The organism is Microbacterium foliorum (assembly GCF_006385575.1).
GTDB lineage: Bacteria > Actinomycetota > Actinomycetes > Actinomycetales > Microbacteriaceae > Microbacterium > Microbacterium foliorum_B.
In genome coordinates this window covers 3,174,382-3,194,417 of record NZ_CP041040.1, presented here as the reverse complement: position 1 = coordinate 3,194,417, position 20,036 = coordinate 3,174,382, and the positions used below count along the sequence as shown (strand labels likewise).

The following is a 20,036-nucleotide window of genomic DNA, read 5'->3' as shown; positions in this document are numbered from 1 at the left end:
GTGACCGATCCCTGGGGTCTCGAGACACGCGCACCGGGCGACGTGCTGCTGGTCGGATGCGGCAAGCTCGGCATCCGCCTCGGCGAGCGACTCACGGCAGCGGGCTCCCACGTCACCGCCATGCGGCGCAACGCGGGCGACATGCCGTTCCCGACGATCGAGGCCGATCTGCGGCATCCGCTCGAAGTCGAACTCCCGGCGTTCGACTCGGTCGTGATCACCCTGCCGCCGAGCACCGAGGGCACCTCGATCTATCCGCCCGCGCTGCGGGGCCTCGCGAAAGCCCTGCCGACGATGCCGGAGCGGGTCGTGTTCGTGTCGTCGACGCGGGTGTTCGAGGGGCGCCCCGGCGAGACGCCGCTGACCGAGCGGGATGCGTCGCGGGTGTCGAGCGAGCGGGGCGGCGATCTGGTCGAGGGCGAGCACCTGGCAATGGAGCTGTTCGGTGCGCGCATCGTGCGCCCGGCCGGCATCTACGGACCCGGTCGCGACTTCCTCATCCGACGGGTGCGCGAGGGTGCGGCCGTCGACCACACCCGCCGCACCAACCGCATCCACGAGACCGATCTCGTGCGGCTGCTCGAGGCGATGCTGCGAGCCGACTCCGCGCCCCCGCTGATCCATGCCGTGGATCGCGAGCCGGTGCTGCTCGGAGACGTCGTCGCGCACATCGCCTCCCGGCTCGGAGTCGCGCCTCCGCCGTATCTCGATCCCGAGGTCGGCGGCGGGACTGTGCTCGAGGGGCGCCTCTTGCAGGAGTTCCTCGGCGATCTGGAGTATCCGACCTTCCGTGAGGGCTACGACGAGATGATCGCCGCGCTCTGAGCGCTCCCTCTCGGTTGCGGTCCACTTCGTGCCGCCCGTTCGCGCGGCCGACGGCACGGACTGCGACAGGAACCACCCGACGCGACCGTCGCTCACGGGCAGGCGGGCACTGCAGTCCTAGGCTGAGCTCATGGCCGACCCGATGCCCACCACGGATCCCGAATCCGTCTCGCTCGCGGACCGTGCGGTCGAGCTCGCCCGTCGCTGGGTGATCGAGGCCGCGGCCGCCGATGTCGACCCGGCGGCAGAGCGCCTCGCCGGTGTGCTGCAGGATGCCAACGGGCTGCCGTTCACGCTGGGATTCGTCGACGGCGTCATGCGCCCCGAGAGCCTGAGCGCCGCGGCATCCCAGCTGCACCGCATCGCTCCGATCGTGCCCGAATTCCTGCCCTGGTACCTGCGGTCGGCCGTGCGGCTCGGTGGCGGCGTCGCCCAGATGCTGCCGACACCCGTGGTGCCCATCGCCCGTCGGGTGCTGCGCGACATGGTCGGCCACCTGGTGGTCGACGCCCGCCCGGCGAAGCTCGGGCCCGCGATCGCGAAGATCCGCGAATCGGGCGCCAGGCTCAATCTCAACCTGCTCGGCGAGGCGGTGCTGGGTGAGGACGAGGCGCAGCGGCGGCTCGACGGCATCCACGAGCTGATCCGTCGCCCCGATGTCGACTACGTGTCGGTCAAGGTGTCGGCGATCATCAGCCACATCTCGATGTGGGCGTTCGACGAGGTCGTCGAGTCGGTCGTCGAGCGACTGCTTCCGCTGTACCTGACGGCCACCTCGGATCGCACCTTCATCAACCTCGACATGGAGGAGTACCGCGATCTCGATCTGACGATCGCGGTGTTCACCCGCATCCTCGAGGATCCGCGTCTCGAAGGCCTCGAGGCGGGCATCGTGCTGCAGGCGTATCTGCCCGACGCCCTGCCGGCCCTGCAGCAGCTCACCGCCTGGGCGCGCGAGCGCGTCGACCACGGCGGAGCCCCCATCAAGGTGCGGCTCGTCAAGGGAGCGAACCTCGCGATGGAGCGGGTCGAGGCGCGCATGCACGGGTGGACGCAGGCCACCTACGACACCAAGCTCGACACCGACGCCAACTATCTGCGCTGCCTCGACTGGGCCCTGCGTCCTGAGAACGTCGATGCGGTGCGTCTGGGCATCGCCGGGCACAACCTCTTCGGCATCGCCTATGCGTGGCTGCTCGCGGGCGAGCGCGGGGTGCGTGCCGTCGACGGGGCGGCCGCGAACTCCCAGCCGCCGGTCGAGTTCGAGATGCTGCTCGGCATGGCGCAGGGGCAGGTGCAGGCGGTGTCGCGCGAGGTCGGCGAGGTGCTGCTCTACGTGCCGGTCGTGCACCCGGGCGAGTTCGATGTCGCCATCAGCTATCTCGTGCGTCGGCTCGAAGAGAACGCGTCGAGCGACAACTTCCTCTCCGCCGCGTTCCGGCTGGGCGACGACGAGTCGCTCTTCGTGCGAGAGCGCGACAGGTTCCTCGATGCCGTCGACCGTTCGACGTCGCCGACGCTGCGGGTGGGCGCGCTGCGCAGCCAGGATCGGCTGGCGCCGGTGCACGAGTCGATGCGCCCCGTGCCCGTGGCGCCTGCGCCCGAAGAAGGACTCACCCAGGCGGTGCTCGGCATCTCCCGCGGGTCGGATGACACCGGCGGGCCGTTCCTCGAGACGGCGGTCTACGCTCCGCGCGAGCTCGACGAGGCGACGGGTGGTGCTCCCGGCTTCGTGAACACCCCTGACAGCGATCCGTCGCTTCCGGCCAACCGCGACTGGGCGCGCGAGATCCATGAGCGCATCGCCGACTCGACCCTCGGTGTCGCGACCATCGACGCGGCCCGCGTCGACGACGCCGATACGCTCGAGAGCACGATCGCCGGGGTGCGTGAGGCCGCAGACCTCTGGGGCGCGCGACCCGCCACCGAACGCGCCGAGGTGCTGCTGCGCGCGGCGGCAGCGCTCGAGGGGCGGCGAGGAGACCTCATCGAGGTCGCCGCCTCCGAGACGGGCAAGGTGTTCGCCGAGGCCGACGTCGAGGTCAGCGAGGCCGTCGACTTCGCCCGCTACTACGCGGCCAAGGCCAGAGAGCTGGATGCCGTCGCCGGCGCCGCATTCGAACCGGCGCGCGTCACGGTCGTCACTCCTCCGTGGAACTTCCCCCTCGCGATTCCGGCCGGGGGAGTGCTGGCCGCGCTCGCCGCAGGCTCCGGCGTCGTGTTCAAGCCCGCCCCGCAGTCGCGTCGCTGCGCCGCCGTCATCGCCGAGACCCTGTGGGAGGTCGGTGTGCCGCGCGATGTGCTCGCGCTCGTCGACATCGAAGAGGGCGACCTCGGTCGCGAGCTGATCTCGCACGAGTCGGTCGACCGCGTCATCCTCACCGGCTCGTGGCAGACAGCTGCGCTGTTCCGCTCGTGGCGGCCCGACCTGCCGCTGCTCGCCGAGACGAGCGGCAAGAACGCGATGATCATCACCCCATCGGCGGATCTCGATCTCGCGGTCGCCGATCTGGTGCGCAGCGCCTTCGGGCATGCGGGGCAGAAGTGCTCGGCGGCCTCGCTCGCGATCCTCGTCGGCCCGGTCGGGCGGTCGAAGAGATTCGCCCGACAGCTGGCCGATGCCACGCGTTCGTTACACGTCGGCTGGCCTGCCGATCCGCTGGCCGAGGTCGGACCCGTGATCGAACGCCCCCAGGGCAAGCTCGCCTGGGCGCTCACCGAACTCGAGGGTGACGAGCAGTGGCTCATCAAGCCGGCCGTCTCGGACGATGACCCCACCGGTCGGCTGTGGCGACCGGGCATCCGCGTCGGAGTGCAACCGGGGTCGCGGTTCCACACCGAGGAGTTCTTCGGGCCGGTGCTGGGCATCATGCACGCACCCACGCTCGAGCGGGCGATCGAGCTGCAGAACGCGGTCGAGTACGGCCTGACGGCGGGGCTGCACACGCAGGACCCGGCCGAGCTCGCCCTGTGGCTCGATCGGGTGCAGGCCGGCAACCTCTATGTGAACCGCGGCATCACCGGTGCGATCGTGCAGCGGCAGCCGTTCGGCGGGTGGAAGCGCTCGTCGGTCGGACCCGGTGCCAAGGCGGGCGGACCGAACTACCTGATCGGACTCGGGTCGTGGCGCTCGAGCGGATCCGGCACGGTGTCGAGCACGCTGCACCTGCGCGGACTCGACTCGCGCATCACCGACCTCATCGAGTCGGCACAGCCCTCGCTCGGCTTCGAGGCGTTCGAGTGGCTGCGTCGCTCGGCGCTCGCGGATGCGCTCGCCTGGGACCGCGAGTTCGGGCAGGTGCGTGACGTCTCGCACCTCGGTGTCGAGCGCAACCTGTTCCGCTACCGTCCCGTGCCTGTCGCGATCAGGGCCACTGCGGATGCCGGCTGGCAGGAGCTGCTGCGCGTCGTCATCGCCGCGGTGCGCGCCGGAGCAGGATTCGTGCTCTCGACCCCCGTCGGTCTGCCCCCTGCGGTGCGCCACGCGCTCGGCGAACTCGGGGCCGTCGTCTACATGGAGACCGACGACGAATGGATCGAGCGGATGCGGCGCCGCGGCGACGACTCCCGTGCAGTGCTCGAGTCGATCGACGGCGAGCTGCGGCCGAGCCGGGCACGGCTGGTCGGCCCGCGAGACTCGGTGGCCGCACTGCACCGTGCGCTGGCCGCCGCAGTCGAAGGCGACCCGGATCTCGCGGTGTACGACGGCGAGGTCACCTCTGCCGGGCGCATCGAGCTGCTGCCCTTCGTGCACGAGCAGGCGATCGCGATCACCGCGCACCGCTACGGCAACCCCGACGACTGGAGCGCCGCGGTCATCTGAGGCTCCCGCGCGTCGGCATCCGCGTCCCGAGCTCCGCCCCGCCGCTGTACGGGGTCAATTCGCACCGGAATCGCGCGATTCCGGTGCGTTCTTGACCCCGCCTGCGAGCGCGGATGCGTTATTGACCCCGGCTGGGGGCGCACGGCACATGTGTAAAGAATTCTTGACACCGCGGATGCCGCAGGCGTACTCTCGTGTCAAGAATCTTTTACATGGGAGGCATCATGGTCTACGAAGAGCGCAATGCCTGGGCCGGGCTCATCGTCGGCGTGGTGGTGATCGGGGCATATGTCGTCATCGTGTTGCAGCAGGCCGCCGGCGGCCCGGTGGCCGACGTCGACTGGTTTCCGCTCATGATGTGGACGATCGGTGTCGGCATCGTGGCCACGATCGTGCTCAGCATCGTCTGGGGGATGATCGCCGGCGCGAAGGATCCCGATGGGGTCGGCAAGTCCGATGTCCGCGACCGCGACATCAGTCGCATGGGCAGCCGCGTCGAGCAGTCCTTCGTCGTGATCGCCGGTCTCGGCGTGATCACCCTGTGCGCGGTGGGCGCCGACCTCTTCTGGATCGCCAACACGATGTTCGCGGGGTTCGCCGTCTCGGCCATGGTCGGCAGCGTCGCGCGAGTCGTCGCCTACCGCCGGGGACTCGTCTGATGGTCAAGCCCACACTCGTCTCCAACCGTATCCGCGCTCACCGCGAAGCGGCCGGACTCACCCAGGCCGAACTCGCCCGCAGCATCGGCGTGACCAGGCAGACGCTCATCGCGATCGAGCAGGAGAAGTACTCCCCGTCGCTCGAGCTCGCGTTCCAGATCGCCCGCGCCTTCGGCGTGGGGCTCGACGACCTGTTCCAGTACCCGCAACCCACGAGCACGGAGGTGTGACATGACCGAGACCGACAAGACCCCGACGAACAAGACCGAGATGATGCCGGCGTGGAGTCGCGACACCTACGGCTCGGCCGACGGCTTCCGACTCGAGCAGATCCCCGTTCCCGTGCCTCGACACGGCGAGGTGGTGCTGCGAGTCGAGGCGACCGCGCTCCACGCCGGTGACGTCCGTCTCATGCTCGGTGATCCGCTGCTCGTGCGCCCGATCTTCGGGCTGACACGTCCCAAGTATCCGGTGCGCGGCATGGAGGTCGCCGGAACCGTCGTGGAGGTGGGCCCGAACGCGATCGGCGCCGAACTCGGAGAACGCGTCGTCGGTGAGCTCACCGGCGGTGGAGGACTCGCGTCGCATGTCGCTGTGCCTGCTGCCCGTCTCGTGCCGATCCGGCCCGATGTCACATCCGAGACCGCAGCGTGCCTGACGGTCTCGGCGGGTACGGCCTGGCAGGCTCTCGACCGCGCGGGGATCGGCTTTCGCCCGGCCAGAGGCAGCGCCGCCGGACACGTTCCGCGCGTTCTCGTGATCGGAGCCTCCGGGGGAGTCGGCACGTTCACGGTGCAGCTCGCCGCACTGCGCGGCGCCGAGGTCTGGGCCACGTGCGGCGAACGCAACGCCCGGCTCGTCGAGCACCTCGGTGCCGTGCGCACCCTCGACCACCGCACGTCGCCGCTGGCCGATCTGCCTGCCGCGCATTTCGACGCGGTGATCGACATCGCCGGCGGCATGGGGCTGCGCGAACTGCAGCGACTCGTCGTGCGCGGCGGCTCGGTGGTGCTCGTGACCGGTGACGGAGGGCACGTGCTCGGACCGATCCCGCGGATGCTGAAGGCGGCGTTCCTGTCGATCGGGTCGAGTCGCCGCATCCATCCGCTGGCGGCGACGGCTCGACCCGAGATCCTGGCCAAGCTGCTCGAGCTCACGGCGGAGGGGCGCATCACGCCCGTGATCGAGCGGGAGTACTCCTTCGACGAGGCGTCCGCCGCCCTCGCTCACCTCGAGGCGGGCCACACGGTGGGCAAGGTGGTCGTGCGCGGAATCTGACCCCGAGGCGCCGCGCTCTGGCGGCGTCCAGGGGGCGGGTGACAGAATGGATGCTGGCGTGCCCGAGTCGCATCTTCCCCTGGCGTCGGCTCTCACCGAGCGACGCGGGTCGAAGGACCGCCGGGCCCCTGGACAGCGTCCGCCGCATCCGTTCGAGGAGCCCCATGTCTGTCGAAACCACTGCGCCGGCATCCGAGACCGCAACCCCGGTCCGCACCGCACACCACCGTCGTTATCTGATGTGCAAGCCGTCGCACTTCACGGTGAACTACTCGATCAACCCGTGGATGGAGCCGGCGAAGCCCACCGACACCGCGCGGGCCGTCGAGCAGTGGCAGAAGCTGCACGACCTCTACCTCGAGCTCGGTCACGAGGTCGAGCTGATCGAGCCCCTCGCCGGGTACCCCGACATGGTCTACACCGCGAACGGCGGGTTCCTGATCGACGGTCGCGCGTATGTGCCGAAGTTCCGTTTCGTCGAGCGTCAGGGCGAGGCCCCCGCGTTCGCCGACTGGTTCCGCGGCGCCGGCTACGACACCGTGATCCCCGAAGAGGTCAATGAGGGCGAGGGTGACTTCCTGCTCGTCGGCGACGTGATCCTCGCGGGCACAGGCTTCCGCTCGACAGGCGACAGCCACCGCGAGGTCGGTGAGGTCTTCGGCCGTGAGGTCGTGTCGCTCAACCTCGTCGACCCGCGCTTCTACCACCTCGACACCGCGATCGCCGTGCTGGACCCGGTGCAGGGCGTCGAGAACGGCGGCCCCGAGCGCGCGAACATCGCGTACCTGCCCGGTGCCTTCGACGACGCCAGTCGGGCGATCCTCGAGGAGCGGTTCCCCGACGCGATCCTCGTGTCCGACGAGGACGGGTCCGTGTTCGGCCTCAACTCGGCGAGCGACGGCTACAACGTGGTCATCTCGCCGCGCGCCCTCGGCTTCGAGAAGCAGCTGCGCGAGCGCGGCTACAACCCGATCATGGTCGACCTGTCCGAGTTGCTGCTCGGCGGCGGCGGCATCAAGTGCTGCACTCTCGAACTGCGCGGTGAGGCGTGACCGCCGTCGACGCGGACGTGTCGGCAGAGCCGCACGTCGCCCACAACTATCACCCGCTGCCGGTCAACATCGCGCGCGGTGACGGAGCCTGGGTGACGGATGTCGAGGGCAAGCGGTACCTCGATCTGCTCGCCGCCTACTCGGCGGTGAACTTCGGCCACCGGCATCCTGCTCTCGTCGCGGCTCTCACCGAGCAGCTCGGTCGGGTCACGCTGGTCAGCCGGGCGTTCCAGAGCGATCGGCTCGAGCCGTTCGCGGCGGCGCTGTCGAAGCTCGCCGGCAAAGACATGGTGCTGCCGATGAACACCGGTGCCGAAGCAGTCGAGACGGGCATCAAGGTCGCCCGCGCCTGGGGATATCGGGTCAAGGGCATCGCCGACGGTCAGGCGCGGATCATCGTCGCCGCCGGGAACTTCCACGGACGCACCACCACGATCGTCAGCTTCAGCGACGACGAGCAGGCGCGAGCCGACTTCGGCCCCTACACGCCGGGCTTCGACGTGGTTCCCTACGGGGATGCGGATGCCATCGCCGCCGCGATCACCGAAGACACCGCCGCCGTGCTGATCGAACCGATCCAGGGCGAGGGCGGAGTGGTGATCCCGCCGGAGGGGTACCTGCGCCGCATCCGCGAGATCTGCGACGAGAAGAACGTGCTGTTCATCGCCGACGAGATCCAGTCCGGCCTCGGACGCGTGGGCGAGACCTTTGCATGCGACCGTGAGGGTGTCGTGCCCGACCTGTACCTGCTGGGCAAGGCGTTGGGTGGCGGCATCCTGCCGGTGTCCGCTGTGGTGGGCGACTCCGATGTGCTCGGAGTCATCCGTCCCGGTGAGCACGGGTCGACCTTCGGTGGCAATCCGCTCGCCGCAGCTGTGGGCCTGCGCGTGGTCGAGATGCTCGAGTCGGGGGAGTTCCAGGAGCGCGCTCGCGCACTCGGTGCCCACCTCGCCGCCGGGCTCGAACCGCTGAAGGGTCATGGTGTCACCGAGGTGCGCATCGCCGGCCTGTGGGCGGGCGTCGACATCGACCCCGCAAAGGGCACCGGACGCGAGGTCGCCGAGAAGCTGCTCGATCGTGGGGTGCTGGTGAAAGACACGCACGGGCAGACCATCCGCATCGCGCCGCCGCTCGTCATCCGCGCGACCGAGCTCGACTGGGCCGTCGAGCAGCTGAAGCTGGTACTGGGGGACTGAATCCCCTGTCCGCCGGGCGACACGCCCGGCGGACAGCCTGGATTTGCCGTAACCCCGGAACCCACGTAACTTATTACTTGTTCGCCCCACAGGGAAGCGGAGAGGCCGAGAGCTTCACCCCCCTCAAGCGGAGAACCACCTCCACTCGATCAGCTCCTCGGAGCAGATCGCAGACATACTTCTGTCTGACCTGGAGCTTCCACTACGGAGAAGCGGTCGATTTGACAGCGACTCCGGAACGGATAAGCTAGTGAAGTTGCCTCGGCGGCCTTGAGCCCCGAGCTGCAGATCTGGTTCTGAACATTACGGCGTGTCGATTTGACAGCCGGAAATGCGAAGATAAGATAGAGAAGTTGCCCTTCGGGCCTGGTTGTGATGACTGGGTCGTGGGAGCATCCGATCCTTGAGAACTCAACAGCGTGCACTTGTCAAATGCCAAATTATCCTCGTCTAGCTTCGGCTGGGTGAGAATTCCTTTGGATCAAAGACCAACTCCTTTCGGGGGGTTGGCATTCGGATGAAGTCAGCAATGAATTTGTCTCTTTGGTCAGCATCAAACTCGCTGCGTCACCGTTTTCCCGGTGTCGTATGCATTTCTTTTTTACGGAGAGTTTGATCCTGGCTCAGGATGAACGCTGGCGGCGTGCTTAACACATGCAAGTCGAACGGTGAACACGGAGCTTGCTCTGTGGGATCAGTGGCGAACGGGTGAGTAACACGTGAGCAACCTGCCCCTGACTCTGGGATAAGCGCTGGAAACGGCGTCTAATACTGGATACGAGTAGCGACCGCATGGTCAGTTACTGGAAAGATTTATTGGTTGGGGATGGGCTCGCGGCCTATCAGCTTGTTGGTGAGGTAATGGCTCACCAAGGCGTCGACGGGTAGCCGGCCTGAGAGGGTGACCGGCCACACTGGGACTGAGACACGGCCCAGACTCCTACGGGAGGCAGCAGTGGGGAATATTGCACAATGGGCGCAAGCCTGATGCAGCAACGCCGCGTGAGGGATGACGGCCTTCGGGTTGTAAACCTCTTTTAGCAGGGAAGAAGCGAAAGTGACGGTACCTGCAGAAAAAGCGCCGGCTAACTACGTGCCAGCAGCCGCGGTAATACGTAGGGCGCAAGCGTTATCCGGAATTATTGGGCGTAAAGAGCTCGTAGGCGGTTTGTCGCGTCTGCTGTGAAATCCGGAGGCTCAACCTCCGGCCTGCAGTGGGTACGGGCAGACTAGAGTGCGGTAGGGGAGATTGGAATTCCTGGTGTAGCGGTGGAATGCGCAGATATCAGGAGGAACACCGATGGCGAAGGCAGATCTCTGGGCCGTAACTGACGCTGAGGAGCGAAAGGGTGGGGAGCAAACAGGCTTAGATACCCTGGTAGTCCACCCCGTAAACGTTGGGAACTAGTTGTGGGGTCCATTCCACGGATTCCGTGACGCAGCTAACGCATTAAGTTCCCCGCCTGGGGAGTACGGCCGCAAGGCTAAAACTCAAAGGAATTGACGGGGACCCGCACAAGCGGCGGAGCATGCGGATTAATTCGATGCAACGCGAAGAACCTTACCAAGGCTTGACATATACGAGAACGGGCCAGAAATGGTCAACTCTTTGGACACTCGTAAACAGGTGGTGCATGGTTGTCGTCAGCTCGTGTCGTGAGATGTTGGGTTAAGTCCCGCAACGAGCGCAACCCTCGTTCTATGTTGCCAGCACGTAATGGTGGGAACTCATGGGATACTGCCGGGGTCAACTCGGAGGAAGGTGGGGATGACGTCAAATCATCATGCCCCTTATGTCTTGGGCTTCACGCATGCTACAATGGCCGGTACAAAGGGCTGCAATACCGCGAGGTGGAGCGAATCCCAAAAAGCCGGTCCCAGTTCGGATTGAGGTCTGCAACTCGACCTCATGAAGTCGGAGTCGCTAGTAATCGCAGATCAGCAACGCTGCGGTGAATACGTTCCCGGGTCTTGTACACACCGCCCGTCAAGTCATGAAAGTCGGTAACACCTGAAGCCGGTGGCCTAACCCTTGTGGAGGGAGCCGTCGAAGGTGGGATCGGTAATTAGGACTAAGTCGTAACAAGGTAGCCGTACCGGAAGGTGCGGCTGGATCACCTCCTTTCTAAGGAGCATCTGACTCTTCGGAGTCCAGAACCCAGATCGAGGACGTTCGTTTCTCGCTGGGAGCTCATGGGTGGAACATTTGACATGGTGCGAAGGAAGAAGCTCTCGCTTAGTACACCGCTTGCGGTGGGAACGGGGAGGGTTTCGGGTGTCGTGCCTGCACGCTGTTGGGTCCTGAGGGACCGGATGCGATCTTCGGATCGTTTCTGTACCTCTGGGCCTCTTGTTGTTTCCCTTGTGGGGGAGGCGAGAAGGGGTACCGCCCGTACTTTGAGAACTACACAGTGGACGCGAGCATCTTGCAGCCGGCTTCGGTCGGTTGCACAAGATGATCTTAAAGATCATTAGTCAATTTCAAGCCAGGCCTTGTGTCTGGTGTCGATTCTGATTCAAACTCATGTGATTTATCAAGTCTTTAAGAGCAAACGGTGAATGCCTTGGCATCTGGAGCCGAAGAAGGACGTAGCAATCTGCGATAAGCCTCGGGGAACTGATAAGCAAGTTTTGATCCGAGGGTGTCCGAATGGGGAAACCCCGCTGGGCGGCGTGCCGACCTAGTGACTCCCGCCTGAATATATAGGGCGGGTAGAGGGAACGTGGGGAAGTGAAACATCTCAGTACCCACAGGAAGAGAAAGCAACCGCGATTCCGTTAGTAGTGGCGAGCGAAACCGGAACAGGCTAAACCTAGCGTGTGTGATAGCCGGCAGGCGTTGCACGTTGGGGGTTGTGGGACTTTTCAGTCATCTCTGCCGAGATGGCGGCGTTACAAGATGGTATAGACGAACGGTCTTGAAAGGCCGGTCATAGAGGGTGACAACCCCGTAGTCGAAATGCCTCCCTTGGCGCGAAGAGTATCCCAAGTAGCACGGGGCCCGTGAAATCCCGTGTGAATCTGTCAGGACCACCTGATAAGCCTAAATACTCCCAGATGACCGATAGCGGACAAGTACCGTGAGGGAAAGGTGAAAAGTACCCCGGGAGGGGAGTGAAATAGTACCTGAAACCGTTTGCTTACAAACCGTTGGAGCAGCCTTAGTAGCTGTGACAGCGTGCCTTTTGAAGAATGAGCCTGCGAGTTAGCGATATGTGGCGAGGTTAACCCGTTGAGGGGTAGCCGTAGCGAAAGCGAGTCTGAATAGGGCGATTCAGTCGCATGTCCTAGACCCGAAGCGAAGTGATCTATCCATGGCCAGGTTGAAGCGACGGTAAGACGTCGTGGAGGACCGAACCCACTTAGGTTGAAAACTGAGGGGATGAGCTGTGGATAGGGGTGAAAGGCCAATCAAACTTCGTGATAGCTGGTTCTCTCCGAAATGCATTTAGGTGCAGCGTTGCGTGTTTCTTGCCGGAGGTAGAGCTACTGGATGGCCGATGGGCCCTACAAGGTTACTGACGTCAGCCAAACTCCGAATGCCGGTAAGTGAGAGCGCAGCAGTGAGACTGTGGGGGATAAGCTTCATAGTCGAGAGGGAAACAACCCAGACCACCAACTAAGGTCCCAAAGCGCGTGCTAAGTGGGAAAGGATGTGGAGTTGCCTTGACAACCAGGAGGTTGGCTTAGAAGCAGCCACCCTTGAAAGAGTGCGTAATAGCTCACTGGTCAAGTGATTCCGCGCCGACAATGTAACGGGGCTCAAGCACGCCACCGAAGTTGTGGCATTGACATTATTGGTAGGCCTTCGTGGTCCAGCCGTGTTGATGGGTAGGAGAGCGTCGTGTGGCCAGCGAAGCGGCGGTGTAAACCAGCCGTGGAGGCTACACGAGTGAGAATGCAGGCATGAGTAGCGAAAGACGTGTGAGAAACACGTCCTCCGAAAGACCAAGGGTTCCAGGGTCAAGCTAATCTTCCCTGGGTAAGTCGGGACCTAAGGCGAGGCCGACAGGCGTAGTCGATGGACAACGGGTTGATATTCCCGTACCGGCGAAGAACCGCCCAAACTAATCCAGTAGTGCTAAGTGTCTGAATCCCAGTGACTGATCCCTTCGGGGTGACGCGTTGGGCCTAGCGCACGACCCCATTCTGGTGCGGTTAGCGTATTAACAGGTGTGACGCAGGAAGGTAGTCCAGCCGGGCGATGGTTGTCCCGGTGCAAGTGCGTAGGCCGAGAGATAGGCAAATCCGTCTCTCACAGAGGCTGAGACACGATGCGGATAGAAAGTGGATGATCCTATGCTGCCAAGAAAAGCATCGACGCGAGGTTCAAGCCGCCCGTACCCCAAACCGACTCAGGTGGTCAGGTAGAGAATACCAAGGAGATCGAGAGAATCGTGGTTAAGGAACTCGGCAAAATGCCCCCGTAACTTCGGGAGAAGGGGGGCCTTCGACGTATTAGGACTTGCTCCGAAAGCGTTTGGAGGCCGCAGAGACTAGTGGGTAGCGACTGTTTACTAAAAACACAGGTCCGTGCCAAGTCGCAAGACGATGTATACGGACTGACGCCTGCCCGGTGCTGGAAGGTTAAGAGGACCGGTTAGCCGCAAGGCGAAGCTGAGAATTTAAGCCCCAGTAAACGGCGGTGGTAACTATAACCATCCTAAGGTAGCGAAATTCCTTGTCGGGTAAGTTCCGACCTGCACGAATGGCGTAACGACTTCCCAACTGTCTCAACCGCGAACTCGGCGAAATTGCATTACGAGTAAAGATGCTCGTTACGCGCAGCAGGACGGAAAGACCCCGTGACCTTTACTATAGCTTTGTATTGGTGTTCGGTGTGGCTTGTGTAGGATAGGTGGGAGACTGTGAAGCATGGACGCCAGTTCATGTGGAGTCATTGTTGAAATACCACTCTGGTCACTCTGGATATCTAACTTCGAACCGTAATCCGGTTCAGGGACAGTGCATGGTGGGTAGTTTAACTGGGGCGGTTGCCTCCCAAAAAGTAACGGAGGCGCCCAAAGGTTCCCTCAACCTGGTTGGCAATCAGGTGTCGAGTGTAAGTGCACAAGGGAGCTTGACTGTGAGACTGACAGGTCGAGCAGGGACGAAAGTCGGGACTAGTGATCCGGCAGTGGCTTGTGGAAGCGCTGTCGCTCAACGGATAAAAGGTACCTCGGGGATAACAGGCTGATCTTGCCCAAGAGTCCATATCGACGGCATGGTTTGGCACCTCGATGTCGGCTCGTCGCATCCTGGGGCTGGAGTAGGTCCCAAGGGTTGGGCTGTTCGCCCATTAAAGCGGTACGCGAGCTGGGTTTAGAACGTCGTGAGACAGTTCGGTCCCTATCCGCTGCGCGCGTAGGAAATTTGAGAGGATCTGACCCTAGTACGAGAGGACCGGGTTGGACGAACCTCTGGTGTGTCAGTTGTTCCGCCAGGAGCACCGCTGATTAGCTACGTTCGGGATGGATAACCGCTGAAAGCATCTAAGCGGGAAGCCGGCCTCAAGATGAGATTTCCATACCTTCGGGTGAGAGGCTCCCAGCCAGACTACTGGGTTGATAGGCCAGATGTGGAAGTGCAGTAATGCATGCAGCTGACTGGTACTAATAAGCCGATGACTTGATAACACACCGTTTGTTGGTGCTACGCGTCCACTGAGTGGTTCTCGATGTACGGTCGAGAACCGCATGACAATGACTTTGTTATGTGTTTTGATTGAAACATCTATAGTGTTTCGGCGGCCATAGCGTGAGGGAAACGCCCGGTTACATTCCGAACCCGGAAGCTAAGCCTCACAGCGCCGATGGTACTGCAGGGGGGACCCTGTGGGAGAGTAGGACACCGCCGGACTTCTTTTACACAGAAAAGCCACCCAATGTTGGGTGGCTTTTCTGCGTTAACGTGCGTTCGTGCCCGCGCGCGTTATCACCGCTTGATCCGGGACTCGAGCACGGCGGCCGTCTCGATCACGGGATCCGCGAGCGTGCGTCCATCGAGCTCGCCCCCCGCCCAGGTCACCGCGACCGCGGCGACGGGCCACCCCGCATGATCCCGGACGACGGCGCCGACACTGCGCAGACCGTCGGCGACCTCGCTGTCTTCCGTGGCATAACCCCGTGCGCGCACCGTGCGGAGCAGTTCGCGCAGTTGGCTCGGTGTGCGGGGCCCCAGTCCGGTGCGATCGGGAAACGCTGAAGCGCTCGGATAGAGAGCGCGGACCTGTTCCCGGGGGAGCGCCGCCAGCATCGCTCGACCCGACGCGGTCAGATGAGCCGGGAGTCGTACTCCGACATCGGTGATGAGGGCCTGACGTCGTGGCGCACGCTCTTCGACGATATAAAGCACGTCGCCACCGCTCATCACCGCGAGGTGCGCACTCTCGCCGAGGCGGTCTGACAGCGCCGCGACGAGCGGTCGCCCCAGACGTGCCAGAGGCTGCTGTCGCGCATAGCCTCCCGCGAGCTCGAACGCCGAAGTGCCGAGGCCCCAGCGCCGGTCCTCCTTCATGTGCAGCACGAAGCCGTGCGCCGCAAGAGTGGTGAGCAGGTGATACACGGTCGAACGCGGCAGCTCGAGCTCGCGAGCGATGGCCGATGCAGCGACCGGGGCCGGCCGCCCGGCGAGGTAGCGCAGGATACGCAGCGTGTTGTCCGCTGCCGGGACCTGAGTTGCGGCATCCGATCTGTCTGGGATCACAGACAAAGGATCCCACGAACCGCTGTCGCCCGCGACTCGGCGGGTGTGGAATCGACACATGACCGAACTGTCCCCCGTCCTCGTCGGCGATGCCCCCCTGAGTAGTGCCGATGTCGTCGCGGTCGGCCGGCACAGCGCCCCCGTCACGATCAGCCCCGCAGCTCTCGCCCGAGTGGCGGACACGCGCCGGGTCATCGACGGCCTCGCCGCCGACCCGCACCCGCACTACGGGGTCTCCACCGGGTTCGGTGCACTCGCCACGACCTTCATCGCCCCGGATCGCCGGCTGCAGCTGCAGGCCAGCCTCATCCGCTCGCACGCGGCAGGAACCGGCGCCGAGGTCGAGCGCGAGGTCGTGCGCGGGCTGCAGCTGCTGCGCCTGCAGACGCTGGCCTCGGGGAGAACGGGCGTACGGCCGGTCGTCGTCGAGACCTATGCGGCTCTGTTGAACGCGGGCATCACCCCGATCGTCCGCGAGTACGGCTCGCTCGGCTGCTCGGGCGACCTCGCTCCACTGGCTCACATCGCCCTCGCCACGATGGGGGAGGGAGACGTCCGCACGGCGGATGACGAACTCGTTCCGGCATCCGAGGCGCTCTCAGCCGCAGGCATCGAACCGCTCACTCTCGTCGAGAAGGAGGGACTCGCGCTGATCAACGGCACCGACGGCATGCTGGGAATGCTCGTGCTGGCGCTGCATGACCTCGAGACGCTGTTGCTCACGGCAGACATGGCGGCGGCGATGTCGGTGGAGTCGCAGATGGGGACGGATGCCGTGTTCGCGGCCGACCTCATGGCGCTGCGTCCGCAGTCGGGCCAGGCGGAATCGGCCTCGAACCTGCGGGCCTTCCTCGGTGATTCGCCCATCGTGCACAGCCACAAGGGTCCGGAGGACGGCCGCGTGCAAGACGCGTACTCGCTGCGCTGCTCGCCTCAGGTGCATGGGACCGCGCGCGACACGATGGGCTATGCCTCGACGATCGCCGAGCGAGAGCTCGCCAGCGTGATCGACAACCCGGTCATCACCCTCGACGGCCGTATCGAGTCGAACGGCAACTTCCACGGCGCGCCGGTTGCTGCGGTGCTCGACTTCCTCGCGATCTCGGTCGCAGACGTCGCCTCGATATCCGAGCGTCGCACCGACAGGGCGCTCGATCCGGCACGCAACCACGGGCTGCCTCCGTTTCTGGCAGACGAGGTCGGTGTCGACTCGGGGCTGATGATCGCTCAGTACGCCTCGGCAGGCATCGTCTCGGAGCTCAAGCGCCTTGCCGTGCCGGCATCCGTCGACTCGATCCCGTCGTCGGCGATGCAGGAGGACCACGTGTCGATGGGCTGGGCCGCGGCCCGCAAGCTCCGTCGGGCGATCGACGGACTCGGCCGGGTCGTCGCCATCGAGATCCTCACCGGGGCACGCGCGCTCGACCTGCGGGCTCCGCTGCAGGCCGGACCTGCGACCGGCGCCGTGCGCGATCTGGTGCGCACCGTCGCCGCGGGACCGGGGCCCGACCGCTACCTCTCTCCAGACATCGAAGCCGTGACCGCACTCGTGCAGTCCGGTGCCATCGCCCGCATCGCAAAGGAGCACGCGCATGACTGACACCATCACCACGTCGACGACCGCAACCTCGACGCCGACCGCGGCGGGGCCGCGCGTGGTCCGAGCCGCCCGCGGCAACCAGCGCACCGCCAAGAGCTGGGGTGCCGAAGCCGCCAAGCGGATGCTGATGAACAACCTCGACCCCGAAGTGGCCGAGCACCCCGAAGACCTCGTCGTCTACGGCGGCACCGGCAAGGCCGCGCGCAGCTGGGAGGCGTACGACGCGATCGTCCGCACCCTCGACGAGCTCGAGCCCGATGAGACGCTTCTCGTGCAGTCGGGCAAGCCGGTCGGTGTCTTCCGCACCCACGAGTGGGCACCGCGGGTGCTCATCGCCAACTCCAATCTCGTGGGCGACTGGGCGAACTGGCCCGAGTTCCGCCGCCTCGAAGAGCTCGGTCTGATCATGTACGGCCAGATGACCGCAGGGTCATGGATCTACATCGGAACCCAGGGCATCCTGCAGGGAACGTACGAGACGTTCTCGGCGGTCGCCCGATCCCTCGGCAGGGAATCGCTGAAGGGCACTCTGACTCTGACCGGCGGCGCCGGCGGAATGGGCGGCGCGCAGCCGCTCGCGGTCACCCTCAACGACGGGGCCGTGCTCATCGTCGACGTCGACGAGTCGCGCCTCGCGCGTCGGGTGGAGCACGGATACCTCGACGAGTACACGACAGACCTCGACGCGGCGATCGCCCGCGTCGTCGCGGCGAAGGATGCCGGCGAGGCTCTGTCGGTCGGTGTCGTCGGCAACGCGGCGGAGGTCTTCCCCGAGCTGCTGCGTCGGGGCGTGCCGATCGACATCGTCACCGACCAGACCAGTGCGCACGATCCGCTCGCGTACCTGCCGGTCGGCATCACCGTCGCCGAGTGGAGGGCCGAGGCCGAGCGGGATGCCGAGGAGTTCACCCGCCGCTCGCGCGAATCGATGGCGCAGCACGTCGCGGCGATGGTCGCGTTCCAGGACGCAGGCGCCGCGGTCTTCGACTACGGCAACTCGATCCGCGCGGAGGCGCAGCTGGGCGGCTTCGACCGTGCCTTCGAGTTCCCCGGATTCGTGCCGGCGTACATCCGCCCTCAGTTCGAAGAGGGCCGCGGGCCCTTCCGCTGGGCCGCGCTCTCGGGCGACCCCGAGGACATCTACAAGACCGACCGTGCGATCGCCGAGCTCTTCCCCGAAGACAAGGCTCTGCACCGCTGGCTCGAGAAGGCCGGCGAGAAGGTGCACTTCGAGGGACTGCCCGCCCGCATCTGCTGGCTCGGCTACAAGGAACGTCACCTGGCGGGCCTCAAGTTCAACGAGATGGTGGCGTCGGGTGAGCTGGCTGCGCCGATCGTGATCGGCCGCGACCACCTCGACTCGGGTTCGGTCGCATCGCCCTACCGCGAGACCGAGGCCATGAAGGACGGTTCGGATGCCATCGCCGACTGGCCGCTGCTGAACGCGCTGCTCAACACGGCATCCGGCGCTTCGTGGGTGTCTCTGCACCACGGCGGCGGCGTCGGGATCGGCCGCTCGATCCACGCGGGCCAGGTCACCGTGGCCGACGGCTCGGCGCTCGCCGCGGAGAAGCTCGAACGCGTGCTCACGAACGACCCGGGCACCGGTGTCATGCGACACGTCGACGCAGGGTACGAGCACGCTCGCGACATCGCCCGGGAGCGCGGCCTGAAGGTGCCGATGCTATGAGCACCACGCTGATCACGAACATCGGAGAGCTGACGACCAACGTCGGCTCATCCGGCGGCGACCGTTTCGGGACCCTTGTCGACGCGGCCGTTCTCATCGACGGCCAGCGGATCGCCTGGGTCGGACCCGCCGCCGACGCACCGGATGCCGACGAGACCGTGGATGCGTCCGGTCACGCTGTCATCCCCGGGTTCGTCGACAGCCACAGCCACCTCGTGTTCGGCGGCGATCGTGCCGCCGAGTTCGAGGCGCGGATGGCGGGGCAGAGATACGCTGCCGGCGGCATCCGCTCGACCGTCGCGGCGACTCGAGCGGCGAGCGATGACGAGCTGCGCGCACGACTGCGCGGATTCCTCGACGAGATGCTCGAGCAGGGCACGACGACGGTCGAGATCAAGAGCGGGTACGGGCTGAGCGTCGAGCATGAGGAGCGCCTGGTCGGGCTCGCCGCCGAGGTGACGCCGGAGGTCACCTTCCTCGGTGCGCACGTGGTTCCCGCGGACTATGCCGACCGTGCCGACGAGTACGTCGAGCTGGTGGCGGGCCCGATGCTCGAGGCGTGCGCGCCGTATGCGAAGTGGATCGACGTGTTCTGCGAGACCGGGGCGTTCTCCGTCGAGCAGTCCCGGCGCGTGCTCGAAGCCGGCATCGCGAAGGGCCTCTTGCCCCGCGTGCACGCGAGCCAGCTCGGCCCCGGTGATGGAGTCCGTCTCGCGGTCGAGCTCGGCGCGGCATCCGTCGACCACGGCACCTACCTGACGGATGCCGATGTCGCCGCGCTCGCGGCATCCGACACCGTGCTCACTCTGCTGCCCGGCGTCGAGTTCTCGACCCGCCAGCCGTACCCCGATGCGCGTCGACTCATCGACGCGGGCGTCACGGTGGCGATCGCGTGCGACACGAACCCGGGATCGAGCTTCACCTCGTCGATGCCGTTCTGCATCGCGATCGCGGTGCGCGACATGGGGATGACACCCGCTGAAGCCGTGTGGGCGGCGACCGCGGGTGGCGCCCTCGCGCTGCGGCGCGACGACGTCGGCGTGATCACGCCGGGTGCGCGGGCCGATCTCGTGCTGCTGAAAGCTCCCACTCGCATCCATCTCGCGTATCGACCGGGAGTGCCGCTCGTCGATCAGGTCTGGAAAGACGGTGCTGCGGTCATCGCGGCTCGTGCCGCGGGGAATCTCGGCACTGCCGCACGATGACCT

11 protein-coding genes and 3 rRNA genes are annotated in these 20,036 nt (G+C 65.3%); 13 read left to right on the top strand and 1 reads right to left on the bottom strand.

Going from position 1 to position 20,036, the window contains the following annotated elements:
* The 10 genes from FIV50_RS15475 (at position 1) to rrf (ending at position 14,692) form a co-directional block, all read left to right on the top strand.
* Positions 1 to 825 (top strand): hypothetical protein, encoded by an 825-nt coding sequence (locus FIV50_RS15475; RefSeq protein ID WP_181164243.1) that lies wholly within the window; start codon positions 1 to 3, stop codon positions 823 to 825.
* Positions 826 to 955: 130 nt separating this feature from the next.
* Positions 956 to 4,648 (top strand): proline dehydrogenase family protein, encoded by a 3,693-nt coding sequence (locus tag FIV50_RS15470; RefSeq protein ID WP_140038191.1) that lies wholly within the window; start codon positions 956 to 958, stop codon positions 4,646 to 4,648.
* Positions 4,649 to 4,860: 212 nt separating this feature from the next.
* Positions 4,861 to 5,307: a hypothetical protein gene (locus tag FIV50_RS15465; protein WP_258184303.1), complete on the top strand. Its 447-nt coding sequence runs from the start codon at positions 4,861 to 4,863 to the stop codon at positions 5,305 to 5,307.
* Positions 5,307 to 5,537 (top strand): helix-turn-helix transcriptional regulator, encoded by a 231-nt coding sequence (locus tag FIV50_RS15460; protein ID WP_042541438.1) that lies wholly within the window; start codon positions 5,307 to 5,309, stop codon positions 5,535 to 5,537. The genes FIV50_RS15465 and FIV50_RS15460 overlap by 1 nt, the downstream gene beginning before the upstream one ends.
* A 1-nt stretch (position 5,538) precedes the next feature.
* Positions 5,539 to 6,585: an NAD(P)-dependent alcohol dehydrogenase gene (locus tag FIV50_RS15455; protein WP_181164242.1), complete on the top strand. Its 1,047-nt coding sequence runs from the start codon at positions 5,539 to 5,541 to the stop codon at positions 6,583 to 6,585.
* 164 nt (positions 6,586 to 6,749) lie between these two features.
* Complete coding sequence (gene ddaH / locus FIV50_RS15450; protein ID WP_140038190.1) at positions 6,750 to 7,637, top strand: dimethylargininase; 888 nt, start codon at positions 6,750 to 6,752, stop codon at positions 7,635 to 7,637.
* Positions 7,634 to 8,833, top strand: a complete 1,200-nt coding sequence (rocD, locus tag FIV50_RS15445) for an ornithine--oxo-acid transaminase (RefSeq protein ID WP_140038189.1) — start codon at positions 7,634 to 7,636, stop codon at positions 8,831 to 8,833. The genes ddaH and rocD overlap by 4 nt, the downstream gene beginning before the upstream one ends.
* A 600-nt stretch (positions 8,834 to 9,433) precedes the next feature.
* A 16S ribosomal RNA gene (locus FIV50_RS15440) occupies positions 9,434 to 10,958 on the top strand.
* A gap of 407 nt (positions 10,959 to 11,365) precedes the next feature.
* A 23S ribosomal RNA gene (locus tag FIV50_RS15435) occupies positions 11,366 to 14,469 on the top strand.
* A gap of 106 nt (positions 14,470 to 14,575) precedes the next feature.
* A 5S ribosomal RNA gene (rrf, locus tag FIV50_RS15430) occupies positions 14,576 to 14,692 on the top strand.
* The 16S, 23S and 5S rRNA genes sit together here, the layout of an rRNA operon.
* A gap of 75 nt (positions 14,693 to 14,767) precedes the next feature.
* On the opposite strand, the gene FIV50_RS15425 is transcribed toward rrf, so the two are convergent.
* A complete protein-coding gene (locus FIV50_RS15425; RefSeq protein WP_375137382.1) occupies positions 14,768 to 15,538 on the bottom strand; it encodes an IclR family transcriptional regulator in 771 nt (256 codons plus the stop codon).
* Positions 15,539 to 15,596: 58 nt separating this feature from the next.
* On the opposite strand from FIV50_RS15425, the gene hutH reads away from it, so the two are divergent.
* From hutH to hutI, 3 genes are read left to right on the top strand one after another with little or no spacing between them, the layout of a single operon-like run.
* On the top strand, positions 15,597 to 17,138 hold the full coding sequence (gene hutH, locus FIV50_RS15420) for a histidine ammonia-lyase (protein ID WP_140038187.1): 1,542 nt from the start codon (positions 15,597 to 15,599) through the stop codon (positions 17,136 to 17,138).
* A complete protein-coding gene (gene hutU, locus FIV50_RS15415; protein ID WP_181164241.1) occupies positions 17,131 to 18,828 on the top strand; it encodes a urocanate hydratase in 1,698 nt (565 codons plus the stop codon). The genes hutH and hutU overlap by 8 nt, the downstream gene beginning before the upstream one ends.
* The gene (hutI, locus tag FIV50_RS15410; protein ID WP_140038186.1) at positions 18,825 to 20,033 is read left to right on the top strand and encodes an imidazolonepropionase; all 1,209 of its coding nucleotides are present in this window, start codon (positions 18,825 to 18,827) and stop codon (positions 20,031 to 20,033) included. The genes hutU and hutI overlap by 4 nt, the downstream gene beginning before the upstream one ends.
* Positions 20,034 to 20,036: the final 3 nt, after the last annotated feature.